The organism is Paenibacillus lutrae (genome assembly GCF_009757775.1).
Taxonomy (GTDB): Bacteria; Bacillota; Bacilli; order Paenibacillales; family NBRC-103111; genus Paenibacillus_F; species Paenibacillus_F lutrae.
On sequence record NZ_RHLK01000002.1, the window covers coordinates 74,454 to 100,671 of the forward strand.

Consider the following 26,218-nt stretch of genomic DNA (forward strand, 5'->3'; position numbering starts at 1 on the left):
CCTTTCCGCGAAAGGGGCGGGTTCGGTGATACTAAGTTGTTAGGGAAGAATAAGATCAGCCTGCAGTCTTTGTCGGATCGCTGCCGACTTTGACCAGGACAAGACGGCCATTCGAATCGGCTTGAACCTTGAAGCTGTCTTCAGGAGCGATATTGGCCTCGTGACCCAGTTGTTTGGGCAGGGTAAGCTGGCCGCGGTCGTTAATCTTGACCGAATAGCCCGACAGCTTAACGACGTAGCCCGTTACCAGGACGCCCACCACAATGACGGCGACGAAGAGCCATTTAACGATCGGATTAGCGACGAAATAGTCGTGCATGATAAACTTCTCTTCGGTAAGCATTTTGGCTGCTGTGAAGGCCAGTACACCGGAACCGATGTACATCACGATCGGGAAGCGGTCCACCACTTTAATGAATAGTGTGCTTCCCCATACGATAATCGGCACCGAGATGAGAAGTCCGATGATCACCAGGCCGATATGCCCGTGAGCCGCACCGGCAATTGCGATTACGTTATCGATTCCCATTGCTGCGTCAGCCACAATAATCGTTGTAATCGCAGCACCGACTGTATTCTTTGCCTGGACATTCGTATGGTCGTTCTTATCTGTCAGCAATTTGACAGCAATCCAGATGAGCATCAAGCCCCCGATGAAGAGAAGGCCAGGAACCTTGAGCAGATACACGACGAGCACCGTGGCTACGACACGAATCCCTACCGCACCCGCGGTACCCCATAGAATAACCCGCTTTTGCAGGTTCTTGGGTACGTTCTTGGCTGCCATACCGATGACGATGGCATTATCACCCGCTAGGACCAAGTCAATTACGATGATGTTGAGCAAGGTGATTAATGTTGCTGCTGATAACCAGTCCATGATAGTAGATTCACTCCTTCAACTTATAAGTATGTTTTGCAGGACAGGGACTTCTAATTCGGTCAGAAACTAAAAAATGCCCTACCGAATTTCGGTAAAGGCATTTTCTCAATGGAAAAAACCTTCACCAGTCATGCTGGCAAAGGTCTTGCTAACAACGTTACGTTGCCAATAAAGCCGGGGCTATTAACCCGAACTGACGACTTTACTGTGGCAGCTACTCCCCTTTGAGCGTCCCGAACATTCAGTTTTCTGTGTGATCAGTATAACGCGCATTTTGTCATGACGTCAAGTCCTTGACTAGCCTGATTTTTAAACGCTGCGGAAAGCTTCCATCATGGTGTTATATTCTTCTTCCGTACCTTCGTACTTGTCCTTGGGGAAACGGTCATTGGCCCATTTCATCAAAGCGGGCCGGCTCATAAAGGTGTGTGTGTCCTCGCCCCATTGATCTGATATTTCACGAAGGATCAGGCGGGAGCCGTTTACTTCAACCGTAATCATGTTCCATTTGTCTTTTTTGAAGATAACATGCTTTTTTATCGCGTGTGACATGAGAAATTCTCCTTTAGCTATTAAAGATGAAGGGACGAATGTAAAGGTAAGAATGCCCCAACTGTTCCGATCTTACTTTAGCATAAGGCCAGTAAAATTTCACTAGCCATCCGGGCGATAAGGTGGTAGAATCCTTTCAATATCCTTTATTGGAAAAGTGTGGATATTAAAAAGACCGATTCATGTGGAGTACATGGGTGGTCGGGACAAAGCTGAGAAAAGTTGAGCTGAGATGAGGAGAGTTTGCTATGCAAAACAAAGTAAGATTTTATGAACAAACCGGGGTGGCGATGACTTGCCGTAATTTCAGCGAGTACCTGCATATGTTTGACTTGCAGGAAGAACATCTGCTGGGACGGAAGATTCTCGACACCGGAGCGGGCGCTTCTTCTTTTACCGCGGAAGCTGTCCGAAGAGGCATTGACGCTTATGCCGCCGATCCTTTATACAGCGAGGATGCCGCAGGGCTGGAAGAACGGGGCCGGAATGAAATCGGCAAGTTCGTTGCGAAGCTCACGGAACGGCAGCATCTGTTTAACTGGGATCTGTACGGAGGACCGGAGCAGCTGCGGGCAATTCGTGAACAATCGTTCGAAGCATTTTTGACTCATTACAAAGCCGATAGCCGCTTGAATAGATATACAGCCGCCTCTCTGCCGGCACTGCCCTATGAGAAGGAATCCTTTGATTTAATTCTGTGCAGCCACTTCCTGTTTTTGTATGCAGAGCAGTTTGATCAGGAGTTTCATAGGCAGGCCTTGGAAGAGCTTTTGCGCATATGCCGGCCCGGGGGAGAGGTAAGAATTTATCCGCTGCTGGCTTTTGACGGCAGCCGTTATGAACATCTGCCAGCCCTGATCAAGCAGCTTGGAACCAAGGAGATTTCAGTTGAATTCCGCCCGACAAAATTGGCATTTATCCCCGGTTCATATGACTATTTGACCCTCCGTAAACTTGCTGCGAAAGGGGTTTCAAGTAGTTGAACTGGCAGACAAAGGATGATATAATATCCATATTCGCCAAAGATGGCGATACATTTAGGAGGTTGTTCACTTGAAAGGTACAGTTAAATGGTTTAACGCAGAGAAGGGCTATGGCTTCATCTCAGTAGAAGGCGGCGAAGACGTATTTGTACATTTTTCCGCTATTCAAGGCGATGGATTCAAAACTCTTGACGAAGGCCAAGAAGTAGAATTCGAGATCACGGATGGTAACCGCGGTCCTCAAGCAGCTAACGTCACCAAGTTATAAGATCCAGGGATAACCACCTTCTTATAAATAGTGTCATAGCAAACCGAGACAGCTCCCGATCGCAAGATTGGGAACTGTCTTTTTTGCGTGGATTCGTGTAAACTTAAGAGTACATTCTTAATCGTTAGGAGCGTTACTATTATGAAGTTTAAGCTTTTCAAAGACCGCAAAGGAAAAGCGGATCAGCAGAAAAACAACCAGTTCGTTAAACTGGGCCGGGAGATTTTCGTGGCAGCCAGACAGGGCGGTCCGAACCCGGACGCTAACTTCGCCCTCAAGACGGCAATCGCCAATGCGCGGCAGGTTCAAATGCCTAACGACAATATCGAACGCGCCATTAAGAAGGCGGTAGGCGAACAGGACGGCGATGATTTTGAACAGATCATCTATGAAGGGTACGGTCCCGGCGGCGTAGCGATTATGGTTAAATCCTTGACGGATAACCGCAACCGGACTGCGGCGGATGTTCGTTCTATTTTTAACAAACGCGGTGGGAATATGGGTGAATCCGGCTGTGTATCCTATATGTTCGATGAGAAGGGCGTACTCACGATTGAGCGCGGCGAAGATCCGATTGATGAGGACGAGCTGATGATGCAGGCTGTTGAAGCGGGTGCGGAAGACTTTGTCGCCTATGAGGATCACGTGGAGATTCTGACTCATCCGCATGAGCTTGAGCAGGTAAAGAATGCGCTTGAGGACCAGGGAATCGAGTTCACGGCAGCATCCGTATCGTGGCTTCCGCAGAACACCATCGCAGTTGAGGGTGAGAATGCCCAGAAGCTGATGAAAATGATGGAGTCCTTCCAGGACAACGATGATGTCCAAGATGTATATGCGAACTTTGAGATCAGTGATGAAGAGGTGGAGAAGATCGGGTAAGATTTCTTCGTCTATCCATAATAGAGAGCAAGCCGGAGAGTGCCGGCTTGCTCTTTTTTAATAAGCTACAGGGCTGCCAGGTATCCGTTCACACAGGGGGTTCCTGCTCCAGATCGACAAATTCGCCGGGGTTAAGGCGGATATAGCGCTCAACCTGATCGACCGCCGCCGAGATTCTGTCACGATACCGGGCATGAACAGGTGTCACGGAAGCGAGCAGATCGGGATGGCGGTCGAGATGATCTTTGGCCAGGCTGAACATCTCCAGGCTTACAGGATGAGCCGTTTCAATGAGAAGATTCTCCATCTCCAGAAGAACGGAGTGCAGCACGTCCTCGCCGAAAAACCTCAAACTCCACTTGATTCCCTGCCATTCGGTCCCTTTTGCATAAAAATAAGCGGACCACCAATAAAAATCGGACAACGATTTAGCGGCATGATTCGTATGAACGTAAAACATGAATAAGGCCTGCTGCCCCTTGGACAGCTTGGCGTACGTTCCGGTAAAATCTTGTCCGGCCGCGCGCTCCTTCTTATACGTCTCAATCAGCGGTTTAAAGCAGGCTTGACTGAGCTCACCGGCGTGTAAAGAATGAAATATAGAAGATTTCATTTGAACCAGCAGTATAATCACTCCTTCACGGAATAGTATACTGCATATGAGTTCGTGAAGTAATTATTTCCTAATTATGGGAAGCTGTTGTTCCGATTCCGTTCCACAGCATGTCGATGATTTTAACGGCCGCTTGAGTTTTGTCGGGGTAGGTGAAAGAGCCGTCAGGCTGCTTACTGTGGCCGACCATCAGCAGAGCCATATAGGAACGTGCGGCCAGCCATGAATCTGTGCAGCAGATTTCTCCTTGACGGGCGGCCTCCTCGAATGCGTCGGCCAGTGCTTCCAGCAGGCGATGTTCGGCTTTACGCATCTCTTCGTTCTGCTCGGGTGTTAATACCGCCTCAATTTTATTCATAAAGCCTTCGAATTCAAAGCTTGTCGTTGCCTTGAGATGATTGACGGTTACTTCAGTCAGCCGCTGGCGGAGCGGAAGAGGCTTCTGAAGGATGTTCAGGGTGGCTGTGCGTACGACATTCATAAGGCGGATCGTGGACTGTGTCAGCAGCACGGCTTTGGACGGATAATAGTAATAGATGGACGCTTTGGTCACGCCGCAAGCTTTGGCAATATCGTCCATCGACACGGCATCATAACCATGACGAATAAATTCATGCATGGCGACATAAAGGATACGGTCGGAGACAGGAGCTCCCTGCTCATTAGAACGCGGTCTTCCAGGTGGTCTGCGGGAGTTTGGATCCATTTGCATTGCTTCCTTTCACACAGGTAATCTGATCCTCATTATAAAATAGTATAGCATAGGCGAACAATGGATCTGAAAAGATGCTCGCAATTTTGCCCGGCAAAACTGAGGGAGGCGATAGACAGAGCCGCCAGTATTGCTTGTTGAAACGGTGTAAACGAACCTGGAGATCAACAAGAAAAGGCGGAATTAAAGCATAAAGAAATTTAGGGTTGATTAATTAACTAACCAGTATATATAATTATAGCAAAAGCCAGATAAGATGTCGTGATCAGATATCAGCCGGGCTTATACATTGAAGATTAAAGGAGCGCGTGTCGTATGAAAAGTCCATCCTTTGTAGAAGGAATTGCATCCCGTGTCGCAGGGCCCAGAAGCAAGTGGGTCACGGTTGCGGCATGGATTCTTGTGACCGTCCTGCTCACGCTGGTGTTTCCCGGAGTAAACAGCCAGGAGAACAATGCGGCAGACCAGCTGCCGCCCGATTCATTATCTGTAAAGGCAGCCCAGCTTCAAAAGGAACAGTTCCCGGGCAGCGGAGGTAATCCTGCGCTTGTTGTATTCTACCGGCAGGCGGGTCTAACCGATAGCGATTTGTCTGCTCTGCAGAAAATCGCCGGTCAGTTGACAGATCAGCCGCTGCCGGAGCAAACGGCAGTGCCTCCCTATCACAAAATGCCTCCGCAAGCTTTGAAGCAGTCGGTCAGCGAAGACGGGACTTCTATCGTTCTTCCCATTACATTCGATGCTGGAGCAGACTCCGATAAGCTGAAGGAAAGTACGCAGAAGCTGAGCGAACTATCCGCATCTGTGATCGGCAGCGATCCCTTTGCGGTTAAGGAACTGAATTCGGATGGGCTGATAGCCCGCGTAACCGGACCGGTCGGTATAGGCATTGATGCCAGCGGCCTGTTCAAAGGCGCCGACTTCTCGCTGCTTATGGCGACGGTTGTACTGGTCCTGGTGCTGCTGATTCTACTGTATCGTTCCCCGGTTATGGCTATCGTACCGCTTATCGGTGTCGGATTCGCTTACGGAGTTATTTCTCCGATACTTGGCAAAATGGCCGAGCTCGGCTGGATTGTGGTGGATGCCCAGACGATCTCGATTATGACAGTGCTGCTATTCGGCGCCGGTACGGACTATTGTTTATTCTTTGCGGCACGCTACCGCACCGCCCTGCTTGAACAAAAAAGTAAGCATCAGGCGGTTAAAGAGGCGCTGCTGGGTTCAGGCGGAGCGATCGGAATGAGCGGACTGACGGTCATTGTATCCATGCTGGCGCTGATATTTGCCCGGTACGGTTCCAATCACCGCTTTGCGATCCCGTTCAGCCTGGCGATTTTTATTATGGTACTGGCCAGCATAACACTTGTTCCTGCCATTCTGGGTATTCTTGGGCGCAAATCTTTCTATCCGTTCGCCCCCCTGACCCCTGAAATGAGAGTGGAGAAGGAAGCCAAACGAGGTAAACCGGTTAAAGAACAGCATGCTGTAGGACGTATGAGCGAGCTGCTGGGCCGGCTGGTCATAACCAAGCCCAAAACGATTCTGGCAGCAAGCCTGATTCTGCTAATCGTGCTGGCTGGTTTCTCTACCCAGATCAAATACACGTACAACCTGCTTGCTTCTTTCCCGGAAACGATGCCTTCGCGTGAAGGGTTTAAACTGCTTTCGGATCATTATTCTCCCGGCTCGCTTGCACCTGTGAAAGTGATGGTGGATACGGAAGGCAAAGCCGTCGATGCCGCAGCTGCGCTTAAGCGGCTACCGTATGTAGAGTCGGTCTCGGACCCCGTGAAAGGAAAGACTTCACCGGATATCGTAGCTTATGAAGTGCTGCTGAAAGAAGATCCGTTCTCGAACGAATCCATTGGACATATCCCGGACATGTATACGGCTTCCGAAGCTGTTCTTAAAGAGGCGGGAGTTGCAGATCCGGGGTCACGTGTGTGGATTTCGGGACAAACCGCTGAACAGTACGATACGGAGCAGATAACGGGGCGGGACACGAAGGTCGTTATTCCGATCGTGATCAGCATTATCGCTCTGCTGCTGCTGGTTTATCTTCGCTCCATTGTAGCTACGATCTATTTGATGGCCACCGTTCTGTTGTCTTACTTCTCGGCACTCGGTGCAGGCTGGCTGATCTTGAATCTGTTCTTCGGGACGGATGCTATCCAAGGCTTGATTCCGCTGTATGCGTTCGTCTTCCTGGTGGCACTCGGAGAAGATTATAATATTTTCATGGTTTCGGGCATCTGGAAGGCAAGCAAGAAGCATCCGCTTAAAGAAGCCATTCGGATCGGCGTTAGTACGACGAGCAGTGTCATTACTTCCGCCGGACTTATTCTGGCAGGAACGTTCGCTGTGTTATCTGTACTGCCGATCCAAGTACTCGTACAATTCGGTGTTATTTGCGCAGTCGGAGTTCTGCTCGACACCTTTATCGTGCGGCCTTTCCTCGTGCCGACGATCACGCTCTTGCTGGGTAAAGCGGCCTTTTGGCCTGCGAAGCCCGAAGGGCCTGCCGCTGCTGCGGAAAAGGGACGCTGACGACAAGAGCAATAGGGAAGGCAGCGGCATCGGCCGCTGGTAGTATCCCCTCACGGTAGGCAGTGAACAAAGACGCCATGTTTTCATGGGGTTTAAGGACATTGTCAGCCGGGAGGGGATTTTTTTTGCTCCCAAAAAAAGCTCGGAAGTTTACGAATTATGAGGCAGAGGCGAAAAGAGAGGCTGTGTGCTTTGGGGATTATCGGGACGGTGGACAATAAAGCGTTTCGGAAGGGATAGGGTAGGAGAAGAGAACAGATATTTGAAAGCGCGGGCTGATATCCAAAGAAGCTGCGCTGAGTCTGTTCAGTTCCTGCAACACAGAACGTTTCAGAAAAAAACCGGAGACCTGTCCCCGGAAGAGCATAGGGATAGGTTGCCGGTTACAAGCAGGAACTCTTCATACTATCTACTTGACGGGGGTATGACTACATCTGCCTTCCTTTTTTGTCCGAGCGGGTGAGGCTACCGCAAGCCGCTACCACGTGCCGCTACCGTGAGGAGCTACCGCGAGCCGCTAGCTGGCCCCAGGTGGCGCGCGTGTATGCGAGCCGCATACCCAGGCGCTCCATGTTGTTCTGGCTCGCCGAGCCGAAGTCCGCTTGAGCGGCCACGATACGGCACCCGGCTTTAGCCGCTTCATGCATCCGCGTCTGAAGCATGGCCGTCTGCAGGCCGCGGCCTCTGAATTCCGGCAGAGTAGCCGCGAGCGTACAAGAAGCGACTTCACCGTCGATATGCATGACACCTACACCTGCCGGCTGACCGTCGATGTAGCCCAGGAAGAAGCGCCAGCCGGGGCGATCAAAGAGCACGATATTGTTGTCGATAAAGTGCTGCGTGCCGCCCGGGTCCATCCCTGTGCCTGCGCAGTGAAGAGCGCCGTAGAGCTCAAACTGCCCTCTCCCGGTAACGGGTTCAATACGAAGGTAGGGCGGGAGTACAGGTGCTGTAGGTTCTGGAAGACCATACAAGCACGAGTGGAACCCTTCCTGGAAGTATCCTCTCTCAGCCAGAGCGCGGGTTACCGCAGCATTCGTTTTCCCGGGAATTAGTTCGAAGGTGCAGATACGTCCGCGTTCCTTATAGAAAGCTAAAAGCGGGTCCAGCTCGTCCAGATCATCCGGTCCCAGCCCCTTTACTGTATTAAAAAGCGGCCAAGGCATCTGCCGGACATAGTAGGCCGTAGCTCCGCCGAATCGGGCGATCTCCGCTCCCATGGGGTTGCCTGCGCGTTCACGGATTCCTTGAATTCTGGAGGTGACAAAGCGGATTTCTGCCAGTTCCAGGCGCTCCGCTAAGGAGTGGGTGACTAACGGGAATTTCATCTCGCATCCTCATTTCTTCTGCCTGCTGATGGATTGATTTCTTGTTCCAAAATAAAGCCTCCCGGTTTCCGCGTTGGAATAGGGGAGGCAGCTATGGATTGAATTTGGCTATACGATATCCAATATTTCATCGATTTCTTTACGGGATAATTTGCCGGGACGTTCCTTAGGATGCCCCAGGGCAATCACCATGTTGATTTGCGCCTCGTCCGGAATCGGCAAAAGCTCACGGAGGCGATGCTGGGCAAGCAGAACGGGCCCTGTCATGGGACAAGTCGCAAGGCCGCGCGCATGAGCGGCAAGCATCAGGTTCTGGGAAGCGAGGCAGGAGCTTTTGATCCCTTCTTCCGCCCAGACAGCCTCCTCCACAAACCCGATCGGATCGAATATCCGTTCACGGAACTTGGATTCATACGGCGTGGCTAAGCAAACGATGACAACTGGAGCGTCGGAGAAGGCGGTGGCGTAAGGACCGAAGGACTTGACGAGGAGCTTGCCTTCACGTGCGAGTCCGCGCTCTTCGGCGGCCGCAGCACGTTTATGGAGCTCGTCCCATGTGGCCTCTTCAATAGCTTTAATGGTATCCCGGTTCATAACAGCGATAAATTTCCAGGTCTGTGAATTCGTATCGCTTGGAGCAAAGCGTGCACAGTCGATTAATTCTCTGACATCCTCTACGGAAACCTCTTCGTCTGTAAACTTGCGTATACTGCGTCTTCCAAGCATAACGGTTTTAAAATCCTCATAATTCATCGGGTTCAGTCCCTACTTTCCACTTGAATGAGTCCGGTTTGTAAGAATTAAGACTAGGTGCTAGTATCTTCTCACAATTATAGATGAATTCAGGCGGTTTGCAAAGAGACAGATCTGTTTGTGCAGAATACATTAATCCGATTTAGCCTATTGGAGTACCACGGTATCTCCTTCGTTCAGTCCGCTTAATATTTCTGTTTTCTCGGCCGTTTCCATTCCGATCGTGATATCTCTGCGTTCTACTCCGCTGCCCGTATCGAGCATGACGAAATGCTTTTCTTTATCCCGCTGTACGGCGATGGTCGGAACCACGAGCGCTTGTGCTTTACGGGAAGTCTCAATGGTTCCGGTCAGGCTGAGACCTGCGATCAGTTTTTCATTCGCTTCAAGAGACACGACGACTTCAAACTGTGCGGACGAGACCGGGTTGGCATCGCTGCTTGTTTTGGCGAATTTGGATACTTGCTTGACGGTGCCTTTAAGAGTTACTCCAGGCAGGGCATCTATTTTGACGGTGACCGGCATTCCGGCTTTAATTTGAAAAACATCAAATTCTCCGACGTAGCAGAGAAGCTCAAGCTTGGACAAATCAACAATTTTACCGATCCGGTCATTTGCCTGCAGAGCTTGCGGGACTTTGGATGAATCTTCGAACAGGAAAATTCCAGCTTCGGGAGCACGGAAGTTCGCTTTTGCCAGCATTTTCTGCTTTTCGTTTAATTGATTCTGAGCGGTTTCACGGTTCATTGTGTTCAATTGAGCCTGAATTTTGGCGCTTTCCGCATCCGCAAAGCGTTTCTTGGCTTCATACTCGGTCATCCCGGCCGGATCTGAGCCTGCAGGAGCTGATCCCGCATTTTCCTGGAATTTGGCAAGCTGGGCCTCCAGATCTTGTTTCTTGAGATTGGCCTGCATTTGGGCGATTTCATTGTCAATCGAAGAGCTGTCCAGGACGAATAAAGAATCGCCTTTTTTAACTTGGGTGCCCTCGCTGACATTCCATTTGACGATATCCCCACTGAAAGGGGCATGCACCCACGTTTCTTTCTCATAAGAGGATTTCCCTTTCACTTCGATGGATCCGATCAATTCTTCACTCACTGCCTTGAAAGAAAGATTTCCCATGTCTCCGGCTACATCTCCAGGTGAAGGTCCTGTTTTGGGGTTGCTCTGTATGTAGAGGAATACGCTAATCCCGATTACGACGACAGCCGCAACCAGAGCCCATATTTTTTTCTTCATCGTGACGATTTTCACTCCTATTCGCGTTTGATTGCGGTTAGCGCGTCCGTGCGGGACGCCTTAACTGCGGGATATATTCCGGACAAGACCCCTGTCATAATGGCAAAGAACATGCCGGTCGGAAGAATCCAGGAAGAGATGAATAAGATTTGGTTGTTCTCTCCGGGCTGGATCTCTCCTGTCATAAACAGGATGGCGTTAATTCCCCAGACCACCCAATAGGACAACAGGATTCCGAGCAATCCGCCAAGCAGTCCCAGCAGAGCGGATTCGACGATGAACATGTTGCGAATCTGCGCAAGATTTGCACCGAGTACTTTCATAATCCCGATCTGCCGCCGGCGCTGGTAGGTTGACATGGTCATCGCTACGACAATGGAAATGGAGGCAATAAAGAGAATAAAAAGTCCGATCCCAAGGAATACGATCCGCATAATGACGAACTGGCCTTCCATACGTTCTTCTTGATGGAGATTGTTTTGTGTGTTCAGCCTGAGTTTCTGGATCTGCTTCTCGACAGCCTCCAAATTGGATGTCTGATCCACTTTCACAAGTACTTCTGAATAAGATTCCTGCATAGAAACAGGGTTGCCGTCAGGAGCTTGTCCCGAGGCTTGGGAAGCTTCCCGGATTTTTTTGGCCAGTGCATGAGAAACATAGGCCTGTTTGTAATACATCACCGTATCACTGGACATTCCGTCCGGTTTCTTAAGGACACCGGTTACGCGAACGGGTATTTGTGTCTGCTGTTTTGCTGTATTAGCGGGGTGTTCTTGCATGACACTGATTTGTTTCTGATAAAGAGGAGTCGGGATTTTCTCCAATTCCCGCATGGCTTTCCACATTTCCTGATCATTCGGATTCTGCTGCATTTGCTTGCGCCGGTTTTTCTCGCCCTGTTCATCGAAAAGCCCCATGGCAGCCCCGGGAGAAATGATGATGGTATTCTCAACGTCCGAAGATCCGCCCTGCTGGAATTCATTTCCGAATTTAACGAGTGTATCGAGATCCGTGGCAATGAGCTCGAAATTACCGATTTTACCGTCATCCAAGGCAAAAAAATAATGTCCCATCCGCTGGAAGCTGGCGACGGCTTTTACATGAGGCAGTCCCCGGATAAGGTCCAGCTTCTGATTGGTAATCGCGTTCGGGGAAGCAGCTGTGGCAGACGCACCGGCAGAACCTTGAGAATCGCCCTCTGGTGCCTGGCCCTGATTATTTTCTTCGTTGCGGATTGTAATCTCATCGGTTTTGAGAAAAGATTTCATTTCTTTGTCTGTGTAATAGGCGGCCGATTCCCCAACGGCCAGAGCGACTATAATGGCTGCCGAACCGATTGATATGCCGAGGGCGCACAAAGCCGTTACCACTTTGCGCCGGTTGAGCTGATCCCAGCTGAGGCGCATGTAATCACGCAGTTTCACCGGGCATCACCTCCAGCTTGGACATTTACGTAAGAAGCGGGTTCAGCCGCAGCAGCGCTCTCATCAGCGTACGAGACGCTTTCCTCGTCGCCATCCTCGTTCTCTTCCACAAGCTTACCGTCCCGCAGCTGGATGACGCGCTGCGTCCGGCCCGCCACTTCGCGCTCATGTGTCACAATGATGAAGGTGATGTCGAGCGTGCGGTTCAAATTCAGCAGTAGATCGATAATTTCCGATTCAGTCTTGGTGTCCAGGTTGCCTGTCGGCTCGTCAGCGAATACGATGGCGGGACGGGTTATCAGCGAGCGGGCTATACTGACCCGCTGCTGCTGCCCTCCGGAGAGCTGGGAGGGGAACAATTCCGTCTTCTCCGCAAGGCCCACCTGGGCCAGCAGAGCTTTGGCGCGGTCCTTCCGTTCGCTTGGCTTGATGCCTTGGAACACGAGCGGAAGCTCTACATTTTCCCGGACTGTCAGGTGGGAGATCAATTCGTAGGACTGAAAAATAAATCCGATATGGTGGCGCCTGAACTCAGCGAGCTTATTCTCGCTCATGCGCTCAATCGGCTGTCCGGCAATCAGAATACTGCCTGTTGTCGGCTTCATGAGACCGGCCATCAGGTTCAGCAGGGTTGATTTACCGGAGCCGGAACTTCCGAGCAGGGCAACGATCTCTCCTTTGTTAACGGTAAAGTTAATGTCTACTAAGACGTGAGACTGTTCCGTACCGCTTTGAAAGGTATGCGAAAGCCCGCTTACCTCAAGCATGCGAATCCTCCTTTGAATTTGGAATGGCAGTTAATTTGGCTTCTAGGGCATTGAGCCGGGCGTGGAACACAAGAAATCCTGCCGCAGCCGTTATGGCGAGCGCCGATCCGATCAAGTACAGCGTTTTGCTGCCGTAATCTGCAAATAGGTATCCTCCGAATCTGCCGCTGATGATTCCTGCGATGCTGGACCAGGTAATGGCGAAAATCGCTTGTCCCGAAGCCCGGTATTGGTCTGGTATTACCCGCGTCAGGTAGCGCAGCGCAGTGACGAGGAACACGCCGAATGTGACGCTGTGCATCATTTGGGCCACCATGACCCAGGCGGTCTGATCGGAGAGGCTGACAATCAGGAACCGGATTGCATACATCAACCCGGCTACAGCCAGAAGCGGCAGTTCTTTGTACTTGTGCCCGTGCTTCCCGAGGAAGAACAGCACCGGAATTTCACTAAGTGCCGAGACCATCATGGCGACGCCGACCGTCATGTCGGATGCGCCCATTTCACGCATATGCAGGGCAAGGAATCCGTCGTTGAAACGGTGGGAGATCGACATAATCAGGATGAGCAGCAGAAAGATGAGCAGACGCGGAGCGGCCAGCACCTTTCCTATCCCTTTGATGTCGATTTTGCTCTGCGCTCCTCTTGTGTCCACAATCCCGAGAGAGAATAGTAACCCGGTCATAATAACCGCTATAGTAATAGACGAAAGCAGACTGATATTAGTTTCTTTGAAAAGCATTCCGAAAAATAAAGCGGAGAAAGCAAACCCGATGGAACCGAAAATCCGGAAGGAGGCGTAGCTTTTGCCCGTATGCCTGGAATACAGGAGAAGCTGGCTGTCATTGAGAGATTGCCCGGGCTGCTGGAAGAAATAAAAGCCGGCCATCAGAATATAAAGCATCGTAAAAGAGTCGGTACGGAACATCGACATTGCAAATACAAGTTGTCCGATATACAAGGTAATGAGGATCGGTTTGATTTTCTGCAGTTTATCGCTGGCAAAACCCCAGATCAGATTCGCAAAAATACTAATCATCGGTCCAATCGAGTACAGCAGACCGATCTGTTCCTTGGTATAACCGCGTGAGTCGAAGTAGAGCGGGAAGAACGAAGCGATCAGAGCCATCATCATATAATAGGAAAAGGTAAATCCGCGCAGGACGAAATCTTGCTGTGTTTTCAACTATATCCACCCATTCTGCCTTCATATAAAAGCGTTCAAAAAGAAAAGACGCCGCTTAAGGGGCGTCCTTCTGCTAGTGCTAGTATAATGAAGGGTTAAGATACGTGCAATTAAGCATACGGGTGTATGAGGCAGATGGAAGGAGTCTATTTCTCTTTTTCCTTTCATTTCCCAATTATATGGACGAATCCGGGTATAAGACCATGATATCTTTCCTAGCCAGCCTGCCGGGATTGAAGTAGGATAGATGTAACGGTCAACTCCAAAGATTACCGACAACTTGTAGTGGAAACGTGACGGCTGCTCATGATAAATTAGAGGGAAGGTTACGTGGTGTGGTATCCAGAAATGCTGGAAGGGGTGTTCTTGTGACCTGCCGTTTTGTGCATGATAAGCGACTGGGGATCCCTTTGCCCGAATTTGATCAAGAGTGGGAAGACTTCTCAGTGGAAGAGAGAGGGGCTATCCTTCTGAAGTGGGAGACCATACGCGGGACAATTCCCGAACGGATCAAACAGTTGGAAGGATTCATCATCGCCAAACAAAATAAATTGAACGTTGAGGACGACTTCCCGACTTCTTGCGCCCTTAACTATGAAATCGCCGATTTGGCGAGTACGATTAATGATCTGCACTTATGGTTTCGTACCCATCAGAATGTGGAGAGCAAACGCCACGGATGACAGCGGACCGCAGGCGGCCTTCCACCTGCAGGCAGGATCAGGCTGTGAGGCTGATGTCCTTGCAACCGCAAGGTGTAAAACCATTGTAATTCTGGTAAGATAGAAAGAAAAAAGAGATTTGATCTGAAGCGCCAGGTCAGAGCCGCAGGAAGGAGTGCTTGAGGTGCCACCAGAAGAAGAGAAACCATCATGGATCAGGCTGATCGCCAAACCTCTGCTCGAAAGACGGCCGTCGCTCTATCCCATAGAGGAATGGGATTCGCTCATTGATGTCCGTATCGGCAAACTCCAGGTTTCCGCATTAAGCGGAAATGATCAAGATAAGGAACCCTACGCACTGGCACTTAAGGCCGGACTGTATCTGCTGAATGAAAGCCTGGACAACAGTCATGAGATTTCTCAGGACATTACAAACGACACGGGCAGTTACTGGCACGGTCTAATGCACCGGATGGAGGGAGATTACAGCAACGCCAAGCACTGGCTGCAAGATGTAGGCAATCATCCCATACATACGGTACTGATGACAGAAGTGCGTGCTTATCTTGAAAAGCAGCCTACCCTGAATGACTTGGATCATGAAGCGATGAAGGCCAAACTGGATGTCCTCCTGACCTCGCCGGAATGGAATTCCTCTGTGTTTACGGATGTGATCGAACTGCAAGTTACACTGCTGCAGAATCCGGAGATCGATACTTGGCTGACCCATATTCAATACCTTGAAATAAAACTGCTGCTCGCATACTGCTATCGTCAATGCTACGGAGGAGAATTGCTTGAACTCGCTGAACCTGCCAATTAACCTTTCCTTGGATGTGCCACGGGGCCCGCTTAGCTTAATGTACTGCATATATAAGTATGTGCTTCCAGGTGTAAGGCAAGAGTTGGAAGGTTGGCGGCGTAAAGCCCGGCAAATTCCCGATGAAGAATTGAGAATGCAGGCGACAGCAAGCCTAACAAACAAACAATTTCACTGTCAGGGCGGCGCAGTTTATGCTGTGGCCAATTTGCCGATGCGGCGTGTATTGATTTCGCTTATTGTTTCCTTTCAGACCATCAGCGATTATTTGGATAATCTATGCGACCGGAGCACATCGCAGGACCCGGAAGATTTCCGGAGTCTCCACCAGGCGATGCTTGATGCCGTTGACCCTGAAGCTCCACTGCATAACTATTACGCCTATCGCAGCCAGCGGGAAGATAATCAATATCTGGCGGATCTTGTGAAGAACTGCCAGGCATGTATCGCCGATCTGCCGTCTTTCGCGATGGTAGAGGCGGATATCCGCTCGCTCGTTTCACTTTACTGCGACCTTCAGGTACATAAACATATTCACCCGGAGTTAAGGGAACAGGCTTTGCTCCAGTGGTGGGAAGAACACAGCGCGGGGTATCCCGAGCTGAGCTGGAACGAGTTCGCAGCAGCAACCGGCTCTACACTCGGTATGTTTATGTTGTTCGTTGCTGCATCAGACTCTTCTCTTACAGAAGAACGTGTAAGGGGAATCCGATCAGCTTATTTTCCTTATGTTTGCGGTCTTCATATTCTGCTTGATTATTTAATTGATCAGGAAGAGGACCGGATCGGCGGGGATTTGAACTTTTGCAGTTATTACCCCGACATGGACCGGACCGTCCAGCGTATCGCCTTCGCTGCTGAGCAGGCGAGGGAAAGGACTTCCCGTCTGGAGGACGCTTCTTTTCACCGGATGATTATCGAGGGTCTGCTCGCACTGTACCTATCTGATCCCAAAGTAAAGAATCAGAAGCAGGTGCGGCAAATTTCCCGCCAGCTAATGAAAGACAGTACAATCAGCAGATTGTTCTTCTGGGTCAACAGCTTATGGATCCGCAGAACCTCTTGATTCCAATAAAGTTTAATTCATGCTTTTACTATTGCTCACAGGCAAGCAAGGAGGAAGTTACATGACAGTTAAATCAATTGCAGTATTAACAAGCGGTGGCGATTCCCAAGGAATGAACGCGGCCGTCCGCGCCGTTGTGCGCAGCGCGCTTTATCATGGTGTTAGAGTGTATGGGGTTCAACGCGGCTACCAGGGACTGATTAATAATGATATTAACGAAATGGATCTCAGAAGCGTCGGAGATATTATCCAGCGTGGGGGAACTATTCTGCAGACAGCCCGTTCCAAGGAGTTCATGACACCCGAAGGGCAGCAGCAAGGAGCAGATAATTTGCGTGCCCATGGGATCGACGGCTTGGTCGTGATCGGAGGGGACGGTTCTTATCAAGGCGCCAACAAGCTCAACAAGCTCGGTATTAAGACGATGTGTCTGCCGGGAACGATTGATAACGACATTCCGTTCACCGATTTCACCATCGGCTTCGACACGGCAGTGTCTATCGTGGTAGATGCAATTAACAAGCTCCGGGATACGATGACTTCGCACGAGCGTTCGTCCGTGGTTGAAGTGATGGGCCGCCACTGCGGCGAAATCGCTCTTTACTCGGGCCTTGCCAGTGGAGCCGAAACGATTCTCGTACCGGAAGTTACGTATGATGTGAACGAAATCGCTACCCGCATGAGTGACAATTTTGCACACGGCAAGCGCCACAGTATTATTCTGGTTGCAGAAGGCGCCGGCAAAGGGGATGACATTGCCCGCCAGATCATGGAACACAACGGAATTGATGCGCGTGTAACGGTACTCGGACATATTCAGCGCGGAGGCACACCGACTCATTCCGACCGTATTCTAGCAAGCCGTCTCGGCGATTTTGCTGTGCGTAAGCTGATTGAAGGCGACTCGGGCAAATCGGTGGGTGTGGTCAAAGGTGAACTTGTTGCCACCGACATTGATCTTGTCGTAAACACGAAGCGTCCTTTTAACATGGAGCTTTACAATCTTGCACTCCGGTTGTCACAATAATCGGTAAGTTCGTCACTCCAATACAATTAGCTGATAAAAGTCTGCTGCATATAAAAAGCCTTCTTTCCCAATCTGTCCCGGACAGCTAAGGAAAAGAAGGCTTTTCATATTCGGAGAGTCTTGGACGAAAGCAAGCGCCCTAGTAGCCCAGCCGCAGGTCAACCAGATTGAGCAGCGGTTCATTGGCCAGGAACCGGAACAAGTTCGGATATACAATCTCTGCGGAGCGCTCGACATATTGAGGAGTATCTCCGGATATATGAGGCGTTATCGTAACCTGCTCCATTTCCCAGAGTAGAGAGGCAGCAGGCAGAGGCTCCTGCTCAAATACATCCAGTGCGGCACCCGCGATGGTCCCGTTTTGGAGAGCTTGAATCAGATCAGCTTCATCAACGACGCTTCCCCGGGCCATATTGATGAGATAAGCGGATTGCTTCATCATAGCGAACTGCCTGGCACTCAACAAGCGGACCGTCTCCTTCGTGCCGGGTACGAGAAGAAGTACAAAATCAGATTCGCGGAGAAGAGATTCGAGCCCGGAGTCACCGGTTCGGATTTCGTCAAAATTCGGCTTGAGACTGCCGGAACGGCTGTAGCCTAAGACGCGCATATCGAAGGCTTTCGCCTTGCGGGCTACTTCCGTCCCAATGCTGCCCGTACCGATGATTCCCAAAGTCTGGCCGTGGAGCTCGCCTGTAATCAGCTTGTGGTTCCAGACCTTATCTCGTTGACTGTCGTTAAAGGCTTTCGTATGCCTTACCCAACCCAGCATAACAGAGAGCGCATATTCGCTCATTTGGATGGCATGTACGCCGCTCATGTTGGTTACGGTTACTTGGCGCTCACCCAATTCCTGCAAAGGCAGCTTGTCCACACCCGCAGACAACGACTGCACCCAGCGGAGCTTGGGGAGCAGGGGGAGCCAAGCCTCGTCAAATTTTCCCGTCGTAATCAATACTTCGGTGTTCTCTAGAGCAGGGCCCGCTTCTTCAGCCGTCTGGAAGGTCTGGAGGTTTACTCGGCCAGCCAAATCGGAAGGAAGGTTCTCCGTTAGATAAGATACGTCCATTTTCGTTAAAGCCGTAACATTCAGCATCACAGTCAGCCTCCTTTTCTTCATTGTAAAGGAATGTGCTGGAGAAAGAAAACGTCAGCGAAGTTAGCGCCTAACTAGGCAAACACCCCACATTTTGGTAACATAAAAGGAATCTTGTAAAAAGAACCGTCAAGAAAGCGGATTGGGGAGGAAATCACATGTTTTTATATAAAATAGAAATGGAATTACAAGAAGGTTTAAGCTATTTGATCGTAGCTGCCGACTCGGATGAGAAAGCATTTGAAGCTGTGGAAGGTCATTTAATCCGGCACTTTACCGTGGCTCCGGAAGTAAAAGAAGCGGCAATCGTGGAGAAGAAACGCCTGAATAGCGGAGCCGGTTACGTGATCGAGACTAGCGTATCCGGCTAAGATATCCGAAAGCGCCTTAAGTATACATATAGGATAATTGCTGGATCGACTTGTTAACTGAATCTAGGATTCTTAAACAGCTGGATTCAAGGGAGGGGGCGATCCGGATGAAACAGAGGATACTCGGATCAACAGGAATGAAAGTCAGTATACTCGGCTTCGGCGGAGCCGAAATCGGCCAGGAACAGGTAGAGCAGCGAACAGTCGATGCTCTGCTGAACGGAGCGCTCGATGCGGGCCTGAATGTCATTGATACCGGAGAATGCTATCAGTATTCCGAAGAACGAATCGGGAAGGCGGTTTCGCACCGCAGGAATGATTTTTATTTGTTCACCAAGATTGGCCATAACCAGGGTTTTGAAGAAGACAACTGGGACCTTGGCATGATGGAGCGCAGTCTTGAACGGAGCTTGAAGCGGCTGAACACAGACTATGTCGATTTGCTGCAGCTCCACAATTGTCCGGAGGAACTGCTGAGAAGCGGCGAAGTAATTTCCCTGCTGCAGAAATTCAAAGAGCAGGGCAAAGCCCGGTTTATCGGCTGCAGTGCCGATGGAGCGGCTGCGCAATACGCCGTGCAGACCGGCTTGTTCGATACGCTTCAGACGTCGCTTAACATTGCCGATCAGGAGGCGATTGAACGGACGATCCCGGAAGCGGCCCGGCGCGGTATGGGCGTCATTGCAAAGCGCCCGATCGCCAATGCCGCTTGGCGTACGGGGGCCAGGCCCGAAGCGGCCTACCACCAGGAATACTGGGAGCGGCTGCGGCGGCTCCGGTATCATTTCCTGAATGCGCCGCTTCCGGAATCTGTCGGGACAGCGCTGCGCTTCACGCTGTCGGTACCGGGGGTGCAGACGGCGATTGTCGGCACGGCCCGTCCCGGCCGCTGGGAAGAGAACGCCGAGCTGATCTCCCAAGGCGCGCTGCCGATGGAGGCCATCGCAGAGATCCGCGGCCGCTGGCAGGAAGCATCGGCAGGGCAGTGGCCCGGGCAGGTATAGCTCGGTCGATCCTGACGCCCTGCTGCCGAAGCGCGGGGTCCGATCGGACCGAGACGGACCCGTGCTCCGGCAGCGGGAATGAGACACCGATAGAAGTTCATTCTTTCTATCTGGTGTATTGATCATCTGATAACATACCAAATCAGTACGCATAGAAGAGCCAGGCTAAGAGGTATGCCCTCTGCCTGGCTCTTCCTGTTGTATGTATATTCTTGCTGCCTTACTTGTAATCAACACCTCTGGTGTAGTTGTTCGCTGCATTCCACAGCAGAAATTCTTCGGTTCCATTTTCTTTCAGCGCCCGGTATTGATCCTGCATTTGTTTGGCTCCGTATCGGATGTGCCCCTGTACCCATGAGGCGGTAAAATCTTGAATCCAGGGACGGACCACAGGGGCTGTCTTCTGCTCTATAAGCGGCAGAAGTTTCTTGTTCGTATCTTTCATGGCTCCGCTGATCGTTGCATAGGGATTGGCATCCGGAACAGCGACACCGTACCAGCCATTTGTATAATGGCTCGGATAGATCATGGGGCTGATCACATCGACGTTCTGCGAGATCGCCTGGAAATCTTGTCCGATTCCTTCTGCTGCGGGTACAGAAACGGCATATCCGAATATATCGACCGAGATACGGACACCCAGCGGCGTAAGCTGTTCATGTGCGTATTGGACAAATTCAGAAACGGCCTGAATGCGGGTCCGGTCGTCTTTGTCATACTTGAGCGTATCGGCGCGCTTCTCGAATCCTTCCGGGAAGCGGACGTAATCGAATTGAATCTCTTTGAAGCCTGCCTTTGCCGCTTCTTTGGCAACGGCAATGTTGTAGTCCCACACTTCTTTTTTATAAGGATTCACGAAACTCTCCGGTGTTTTTTTGCCGTTGGTCCACACGGTTCCGTTGGGATTCAGGAAGGATAATTCCGGCTTGTTGTTGGCAAGCATCGTATCTTTGAAGACGACGATCCGTGCGATAGGATACACATCATGCTGCTTTAGCTTCTCCATCAGAGCGGGCATGTCGCGGATCAGTTTTTTGGTTGTGCCTTTGGCCGCAAGTTCAGCGTTGCCGGTATCGTAGGTGACTTGGCCCCAGTCATCCTTCACATCAATCACCATGGAATTCAGTTCTGTTTCGTCCAGCAGTTGAAGAAGCGAATCAAGCTTGCTTCCGCCTGCGCTGTGTGCGGTCAGATAAATTCCTTTGACCTTAGGTGCATCGGGCTGCGGATCCTTCTTGTTGACAGGGGCGAGACCTCCATCAGGTTTGTCAGTGCCTGAAGTTGCGGCCGTGCTCTTGGTGTTCGTAACGACGGCTTTGGCAAGTGATTCTAAAGCAGGATCCGGACCAGTCCCGGACAAGCTTCCCCACAGCAGCATCATAGCTGCCAAAATTACGTTCATGCTGCTCTCTCCCTTTGCAAAATTTAGTCATGTTGCCATAAATGTAAAATTACCCTCATCGAGTAGGGGTGAAGCAGAATTTCTCAATCTTACCGGAATAAAAAAAAGACCCGGTTCCGGCGGAACCAAGTCTTTGTGTATAAAGTTATTTCCGTGTTTCTTCTTCAACGGAAGAATTGATTTCTTTGCGCGGCGCTGCAGGCTGACTTGAATCATCGGAAGCAAGACCATTCGTAGCGTCCTTGAATTCTCTGAACATCCGGCCGAAGCCGCGTCCGAGTTCGGGCAATTTGCTTGGTCCGAAGAGCAGTAGAGCCACAACGGCAATCAGCAAGATATGCCATGGAGAGAAAACACCCACTAACGTACACCTCCAATTCAATACAGGCGTGTCTACCCGGTTATTTATCGTGGTCCTATCATAACATGGAATTAAGAGGCAATCTAGTTTATTTGCTACTTTTTTGTGAACATAGCGTGTGTATGGATTTAGGAACCAGGGATGCAACAAAAAACGCTTTCCTCCTAGTGGAGGAAAGCGTTGCGGCGGTTTTCTTTTATGCTGTACTGTACAATTTCGATAACATCCTCTTGGTCAAGTGAATCGATGCCATTCACGAGGACGATTTCGGAATTGAGTTCGGTTCGCGTCAAAAAGGTATAAAGTTCAGGCGTATAAGTCTTTACGATATCGGACAGTTTAACGGTTTCCATTTCCATCATCCTTCCTGTCTGGATCTGATGAAGAAACTAGCGGAAATTATACGCAAACCATGCAAATGAGACGACTCTCTAGAAGTATATCATAAAGTTCGCAGCCGCGCATTGGCACTTCGTGGAGGAAACTTCTGTATAACACTAATGTTTCGGACCGGCCCTACAGGCGCCGGAATTCACCGAGCACACCTACCGTCTCCACAATGTTGACGAATGCTTTCGGATCCGCTTCTTTGATCATTTTCTTAAGTTCGACCAATTCATAGCGTGTTGTAACGGTCATTAGAAGATCCTGCTCCTGGCTTGTATAGGCCCCTTCGGTACGGATGACCGTAACGCCCCGGGGGACTGTAAGCAGTTTCTTAAGCATGGCTTCCTTCTGCTTGGTGACGATAAAAGCGGTCACTTTAATATGTCGGATGTGAATCGTATCAATCATTTTACCCGCAATGTAAATGGACAGCATCGAGAACAGAGCAAGGTCCCAGTTATTTTTAAAATAACCGAGAATAAAGATCACGCCGCCGTTCAGGATAAACAAGATTTGTCCCAGCGGAAAATCGCGTTTGCGGGTCAGGATGGAGCCGACAATATCAAAACCGCCTGTGGAGCCTCCGGTGCGCATGGTGATTCCTGCTCCGACACCGACCAGGACACCGCCGAAAACCGCTCCTAGAATAGGCTCCTGGACTAGCTCCCGCACGGGGATGATCTGCATGAACCAAGTTGTCGCAATGACAGAACCGACACTGATAATAATGAAGCGCCGGCCGATTATGACAAGTCCCCATATGATCAAGGGGAGATTCAGGACAAAGTAGAGAATGGAGATGTTCAGGCTGCTCAGATAGCCGATTAGCATAGCAATCCCGGAGACTCCCCCGCTTAGCAGTTCGTGGGGAATAAGAAACATATTAAAGCCGAATGCGATTAATGCCGCGCCTGCTATCACGACGGCAGATGAGATCGCTTTTTTGTCCACAAGATCACCTCAGGAAGTAGTATGCAGATTAAAAGTACCACTCATCCTGCATAAACATCAAGAGAAATTGACCATTGGATAATAAAAAGATCGGACGAAGACTCGGTTGGAATTCAATATTGATTCCATTGCTTCGTCCGATTGCTCGCAAGAGACTATTTAAGAGTAATTGTGGGATTCTTGAACGGTTCCGTCCTTGCGGTGGATAACAGCACTTGTATTACGGTCGGAAGCGAGCTGATTAGCTTTATCGACAGCTTCCGCCTTCGTGTCTGCTTCAAAGCGGGGTTTGTTTTCCCCTTCTGCTTTAACGGCCCAGCCGTCACCGTCCGGAACGACATGCACGGGGGATGATTTCTTGGCGGATGCCCGGCTCGAAGATGAGTTATCTTTGGATGTTTGCTCGGAGTGTTCGTGATCCGGGTGATTCTCAGCCCATTCTTCCGCTTTCGCGGTTGCAATTGCAATGGCGCGGCCTTCTTCATGCCCGTCGTCCAAAAGAGCGTTGGCGATTTCAATAGCTTTATCGCGCACGCGGGAGGGCAGGTTTTTCATGGAAGGCGGGTAATCTCCCTTTCTCCAAGGCATGATAAATTCCTCCTCTCGGTTTTTACCAGTTATATTGCGTGCCGGTATCTCCTTACCCTTTATCTAAATCCGTTAAGCAGTAGCGCACTGTTATGTCGCAATGCTATGTATGGGAGCTACAACGGGTACGGCCCCCTAGCGGGCTCCGTTCTTCCGGTGCCGGTCCTGAGCCGGACAAAAAGTATTTTACCTATCCTTGATGCTACGATTACAATAATGGATATAACTTCTGTAAGGCTTCAGACGGGAGAGAGTATCCATCATTTACTGGATTATTTGTCTCATTGCCTTCGTTTTTCAAATTATGCTGAATATGACCCGGCCCATTCTTGCGCTGTATGCGGTGGACCTGGGCGCGGATGCCTTCCGGATCGGTACGCTTACGGCGGCTTATGCTTTTCTTCCTCTGCTATTTGCCATTCATGCTGGGAAAATCGCTGACCGCATCGGAGATAAGATACCCGTGATGGCGGGAATAACCGGGACAATGGCAGGGCTGCTGCTTCCTTTTCTTTTTCCGGCTATCCCCGTATTGTATGTGTCCCAATTACTGGTGGGAGTTTCTCATATCTTTATTAACATCTCTTTACAAAATGTTCTGGGAAATTCGGCAAGCAAAGAAAATCGTGACCGCTACTTCAGCAGGTTCAGTATGGCTGTCGCTGCCGGAGGCTTTATCGGGCCCCTCGCAGGAGGTTATCTCGCCGAGCATATTTCTTATACCGCGGTGTTCTTGACAGCCGCGACAGCCGGAATAATCCCGGCGGTGCTATCGGGCTTTATTCCAGTCATCATCCGAAGTCTTAAGCCGGGGGGAGAGAAGCGGGCAGAGCCTTTCGCAGCGTTTAAGCTGCTGAGGCAGCCCCTGCTGCGTAAAGCTCTCGCTTCGAGCGCTTTGGTGCTCTATTCCCGTGACGTTTTCGTCGCTTACTTTCCTCTGCTGGCTGTCGGGGCAGGACTCAAAGAGTCCGAAATCGGCTGGGTCATCGCCGTTCAGGGACTTGCCATGGTGGCGGTACGCTTCTTTCTGGTAAAGCTGACTGCTTTAGCAGGAAGGGAGACGGTACTGTTCGGATCGGTCATGACCGCAGGTGCCTCCTTCCTGCTGCTGCCTTTTGCTGATCATTTGGCGGTCTTCATGTTGCTAAGTGCTTGTATGGGCTTTGGGCTCGGCTGCGGTCAGCCTTTGTCCATGACTACGATCTACAACGCATCTCCTAAGAACAGAACAGGAGAAGTCTTAGGAATGCGTATAGCCTCTAACCGGCTCTCTCAGCTTGTAGCTCCGCTGCTGTTCGGGACGGTGGGAGCTGCATCCGGTCTCTTGTCTATTTTTCTGTTAAGCGGATTATTCTTGATCGGAGGGGCTGTGGTGACGCGAGTTCCTCCCGGACAGGGGGACCCATAAGATTCCGAAAGGCAGGACCAAGGAGATTGAATTCAGAGGCTAAGCCGCTTCCGGAACACAGGGAAGTGACATCATCCTCCGGATCGTACTAAAGAAGCGCCCGCAGCAGTTAGCCGCGGGCGCTTCTTTAGTACGATCGGGGAACACATGAAATCAAGCAGCTACCGGCGTCTTCTAAAGGAACCTGAGCGGCCGCTTGTCCCGGGCTTTTTGCCGGTACCGGGTCTCATACGAGTCGACCCGTCGTAACGCCGGTTGCTGGAATCGCTGCCCCGGTTAATTCCACCGGTGTTGCCGGAGGAACTGCCGGGGCTGCGGAAGGAACCCTCGCGCTCTGAGGTAACGGGCGGCTTGGTTTTGCCTGCCCCGGTATTGGTCCCGGGAGATCTCTGATATTGGGGAGTAGACCGGTAGCCCCGGTAATCATCCGCTCTCCGCTGATTGATCCAGCCTCCGCCGAATACCGACTGAAGCATGGCAACGGTCAGGAAGGTCTGCAGAAAAGACGGACTGTAATGCTCGCGGGCATAACCAATGGAATCAATCTGAATTAATGTGTTGGCGCTGTTCTTCTCATCGCGCTGCAGGTTTACCACCCGGTCCCCGTAGATCAGAAACATCTGATCTTCCGAGGGCTGGCTCATTTCCTTCGGGGTCTCCTGCGCCGCTAATTCCTGCGCGGCATCCTGTACGCTGGTGTTCTCAGCCAGATAGACCTTCGATAAATTGCTGCCGCTGCCTTCGGCGCTGATAAGCGGATACGGCTGCTGTACTTGATCCGATCTAGGGTTAACACAGCCTGCAAGCAGAGCGATTACGAGGAGGCAGGCTATCCGGGATGTCCATCTGTTCAATGCGGCGGCACCTCCTGAAACGGTAGGGACTTACGAACTACGGTTCAGGCCTACGTTTGTCCGGAGAGATCTGCGGCT

The 26,218-nt window shown here is 50.7% G+C and carries 28 protein-coding genes; 11 read left to right on the forward strand and 17 right to left on the reverse strand.

Annotated features, from left to right (window positions below; translation table 11 throughout):
- Positions 1–55: 55 nt before the first annotated feature.
- Both EDM21_RS02900 and EDM21_RS02905 read right to left on the reverse strand, forming a co-directional pair.
- Positions 56–880, reverse strand: coding sequence for a TerC family protein (locus tag EDM21_RS02900; protein ID WP_157332789.1), 825 nt, complete (start codon positions 878–880; stop codon positions 56–58).
- Between the two features lie 312 nt (positions 881–1,192).
- Positions 1,193–1,435 carry a hypothetical protein gene (locus tag EDM21_RS02905; RefSeq protein WP_157332790.1) on the reverse strand — a complete coding sequence of 81 codons (243 nt, stop codon included), beginning with the start codon at positions 1,433–1,435 and terminating at the stop codon, positions 1,193–1,195.
- Positions 1,436–1,683: 248 nt separating this feature from the next.
- Here EDM21_RS02905 and EDM21_RS02910 point away from each other — a divergent pair, with 248 nt between their 5' ends.
- The 3 genes from EDM21_RS02910 to EDM21_RS02920 all read left to right on the forward strand — a co-directional run bounded on the left by EDM21_RS02910 (position 1,684) and on the right by EDM21_RS02920 (position 3,568).
- A complete protein-coding gene (locus EDM21_RS02910; RefSeq protein ID WP_157332792.1) occupies positions 1,684–2,418 on the forward strand; it encodes a class I SAM-dependent methyltransferase in 735 nt (244 codons plus the stop codon).
- A gap of 70 nt (positions 2,419–2,488) precedes the next feature.
- Positions 2,489–2,686: a cold shock domain-containing protein gene (locus EDM21_RS02915; RefSeq protein WP_068609986.1), complete on the forward strand. Its 198-nt coding sequence runs from the start codon at positions 2,489–2,491 to the stop codon at positions 2,684–2,686.
- A gap of 138 nt (positions 2,687–2,824) precedes the next feature.
- Positions 2,825–3,568: a YebC/PmpR family DNA-binding transcriptional regulator gene (locus EDM21_RS02920; RefSeq protein ID WP_338043938.1), complete on the forward strand. Its 744-nt coding sequence runs from the start codon at positions 2,825–2,827 to the stop codon at positions 3,566–3,568.
- Between the two features lie 88 nt (positions 3,569–3,656).
- Here the strand turns inward: EDM21_RS02920 and EDM21_RS02925 are convergent, their stop codons facing one another.
- Both EDM21_RS02925 and EDM21_RS02930 read right to left on the reverse strand, forming a co-directional pair.
- Positions 3,657–4,181: a hypothetical protein gene (locus EDM21_RS02925; protein ID WP_157332796.1), complete on the reverse strand. Its 525-nt coding sequence runs from the start codon at positions 4,179–4,181 to the stop codon at positions 3,657–3,659.
- Positions 4,182–4,251: 70 nt separating this feature from the next.
- A complete protein-coding gene (locus tag EDM21_RS02930; RefSeq protein ID WP_157332798.1) occupies positions 4,252–4,887 on the reverse strand; it encodes a TetR/AcrR family transcriptional regulator in 636 nt (211 codons plus the stop codon).
- 321 nt (positions 4,888–5,208) lie between these two features.
- Between EDM21_RS02930 and EDM21_RS02935 the strand changes: the two genes are divergently transcribed.
- Entirely contained in the window at positions 5,209–7,443 is a 2,235-nt protein-coding gene (locus EDM21_RS02935; protein WP_157332800.1) for an MMPL family transporter, read from the forward strand.
- 491 nt (positions 7,444–7,934) lie between these two features.
- Here the strand turns inward: EDM21_RS02935 and EDM21_RS02940 are convergent, their stop codons facing one another.
- The 6 genes from EDM21_RS02940 to EDM21_RS02965 all read right to left on the reverse strand — a co-directional run bounded on the left by EDM21_RS02940 (position 7,935) and on the right by EDM21_RS02965 (position 14,143).
- Entirely contained in the window at positions 7,935–8,771 is an 837-nt protein-coding gene (locus EDM21_RS02940; RefSeq protein WP_157332802.1) for a GNAT family N-acetyltransferase, read from the reverse strand.
- A gap of 108 nt (positions 8,772–8,879) precedes the next feature.
- Complete coding sequence (locus EDM21_RS02945) at positions 8,880–9,524, reverse strand: nitroreductase family protein (protein ID WP_157332803.1); 645 nt, start codon at positions 9,522–9,524, stop codon at positions 8,880–8,882.
- A gap of 147 nt (positions 9,525–9,671) precedes the next feature.
- Positions 9,672–10,766, reverse strand: a complete 1,095-nt coding sequence (locus EDM21_RS02950; protein ID WP_157332805.1) for an efflux RND transporter periplasmic adaptor subunit — start codon at positions 10,764–10,766, stop codon at positions 9,672–9,674.
- A gap of 17 nt (positions 10,767–10,783) precedes the next feature.
- Positions 10,784–12,190, reverse strand: coding sequence for an FtsX-like permease family protein (locus EDM21_RS02955; RefSeq protein ID WP_166541798.1), 1,407 nt, complete (start codon positions 12,188–12,190; stop codon positions 10,784–10,786).
- The gene (locus EDM21_RS02960) at positions 12,187–12,957 is read right to left on the reverse strand and encodes an ABC transporter ATP-binding protein (RefSeq protein WP_157332807.1); all 771 of its coding nucleotides are present in this window, start codon (positions 12,955–12,957) and stop codon (positions 12,187–12,189) included. The genes EDM21_RS02955 and EDM21_RS02960 overlap by 4 nt, the downstream gene beginning before the upstream one ends.
- On the reverse strand, positions 12,950–14,143 hold the full coding sequence (locus EDM21_RS02965; protein ID WP_157332808.1) for an MFS transporter: 1,194 nt from the start codon (positions 14,141–14,143) through the stop codon (positions 12,950–12,952). Before EDM21_RS02965 ends, EDM21_RS02960 begins: the two co-directional genes overlap by 8 nt.
- Before the next feature lie 368 nt (positions 14,144–14,511).
- Between EDM21_RS02965 and EDM21_RS02970 the strand changes: the two genes are divergently transcribed.
- The 4 genes from EDM21_RS02970 (at position 14,512) to pfkA (ending at position 17,718) form a co-directional block, all read left to right on the forward strand.
- Entirely contained in the window at positions 14,512–14,826 is a 315-nt protein-coding gene (locus EDM21_RS02970; RefSeq protein WP_166541799.1) for a hypothetical protein, read from the forward strand.
- Positions 14,827–14,989: 163 nt separating this feature from the next.
- Positions 14,990–15,628 carry a hypothetical protein gene (locus EDM21_RS02975; RefSeq protein WP_166541800.1) on the forward strand — a complete coding sequence of 213 codons (639 nt, stop codon included), beginning with the start codon at positions 14,990–14,992 and terminating at the stop codon, positions 15,626–15,628.
- Between the two features lie 37 nt (positions 15,629–15,665).
- Positions 15,666–16,691 carry a tetraprenyl-beta-curcumene synthase family protein gene (locus EDM21_RS02980; RefSeq protein WP_157333751.1) on the forward strand — a complete coding sequence of 342 codons (1,026 nt, stop codon included), beginning with the start codon at positions 15,666–15,668 and terminating at the stop codon, positions 16,689–16,691.
- A 61-nt stretch (positions 16,692–16,752) separates the two neighbouring features.
- On the forward strand, positions 16,753–17,718 hold the full coding sequence (pfkA, locus tag EDM21_RS02985) for a 6-phosphofructokinase (RefSeq protein WP_157332811.1): 966 nt from the start codon (positions 16,753–16,755) through the stop codon (positions 17,716–17,718).
- 139 nt (positions 17,719–17,857) lie between these two features.
- On the opposite strand, the gene EDM21_RS02990 is transcribed toward pfkA, so the two are convergent.
- On the reverse strand, positions 17,858–18,814 hold the full coding sequence (locus tag EDM21_RS02990; RefSeq protein WP_157332813.1) for a D-2-hydroxyacid dehydrogenase: 957 nt from the start codon (positions 18,812–18,814) through the stop codon (positions 17,858–17,860).
- 158 nt (positions 18,815–18,972) lie between these two features.
- Here EDM21_RS02990 and EDM21_RS02995 point away from each other — a divergent pair, with 158 nt between their 5' ends.
- Positions 18,973–19,185 (forward strand): DUF3906 family protein, encoded by a 213-nt coding sequence (locus tag EDM21_RS02995; protein ID WP_157332814.1) that lies wholly within the window; start codon positions 18,973–18,975, stop codon positions 19,183–19,185.
- Positions 19,186–19,292: 107 nt separating this feature from the next.
- Positions 19,293–20,189: an aldo/keto reductase gene (locus EDM21_RS03000; protein WP_157332816.1), complete on the forward strand. Its 897-nt coding sequence runs from the start codon at positions 19,293–19,295 to the stop codon at positions 20,187–20,189.
- Between the two features lie 220 nt (positions 20,190–20,409).
- Here the strand turns inward: EDM21_RS03000 and EDM21_RS03005 are convergent, their stop codons facing one another.
- From EDM21_RS03005 to EDM21_RS03025, 5 genes are all read right to left on the reverse strand, one after another.
- A complete protein-coding gene (locus tag EDM21_RS03005) occupies positions 20,410–21,591 on the reverse strand; it encodes a putative glycoside hydrolase (protein WP_157332818.1) in 1,182 nt (393 codons plus the stop codon).
- Positions 21,592–21,736: 145 nt separating this feature from the next.
- Positions 21,737–21,952 carry a twin-arginine translocase TatA/TatE family subunit gene (gene tatA, locus EDM21_RS03010; protein ID WP_166541801.1) on the reverse strand — a complete coding sequence of 72 codons (216 nt, stop codon included), beginning with the start codon at positions 21,950–21,952 and terminating at the stop codon, positions 21,737–21,739.
- Positions 21,953–22,116: 164 nt separating this feature from the next.
- Positions 22,117–22,311: a hypothetical protein gene (locus tag EDM21_RS03015; protein WP_157333755.1), complete on the reverse strand. Its 195-nt coding sequence runs from the start codon at positions 22,309–22,311 to the stop codon at positions 22,117–22,119.
- Positions 22,312–22,468: 157 nt separating this feature from the next.
- Positions 22,469–23,290, reverse strand: coding sequence for a YitT family protein (locus EDM21_RS03020; RefSeq protein WP_166541802.1), 822 nt, complete (start codon positions 23,288–23,290; stop codon positions 22,469–22,471).
- A 159-nt stretch (positions 23,291–23,449) separates the two neighbouring features.
- Entirely contained in the window at positions 23,450–23,878 is a 429-nt protein-coding gene (locus tag EDM21_RS03025) for a DUF2188 domain-containing protein (RefSeq protein ID WP_157332822.1), read from the reverse strand.
- A gap of 274 nt (positions 23,879–24,152) precedes the next feature.
- On the opposite strand from EDM21_RS03025, the gene EDM21_RS03030 reads away from it, so the two are divergent.
- Entirely contained in the window at positions 24,153–25,286 is a 1,134-nt protein-coding gene (locus EDM21_RS03030) for an MFS transporter (RefSeq protein WP_338043939.1), read from the forward strand.
- Positions 25,287–25,447: 161 nt separating this feature from the next.
- On the opposite strand, the gene EDM21_RS03035 is transcribed toward EDM21_RS03030, so the two are convergent.
- Complete coding sequence (locus EDM21_RS03035) at positions 25,448–26,140, reverse strand: DUF4247 domain-containing protein (protein WP_157332826.1); 693 nt, start codon at positions 26,138–26,140, stop codon at positions 25,448–25,450.
- Between the last annotated feature and the right edge of the window lie 78 nt (positions 26,141–26,218).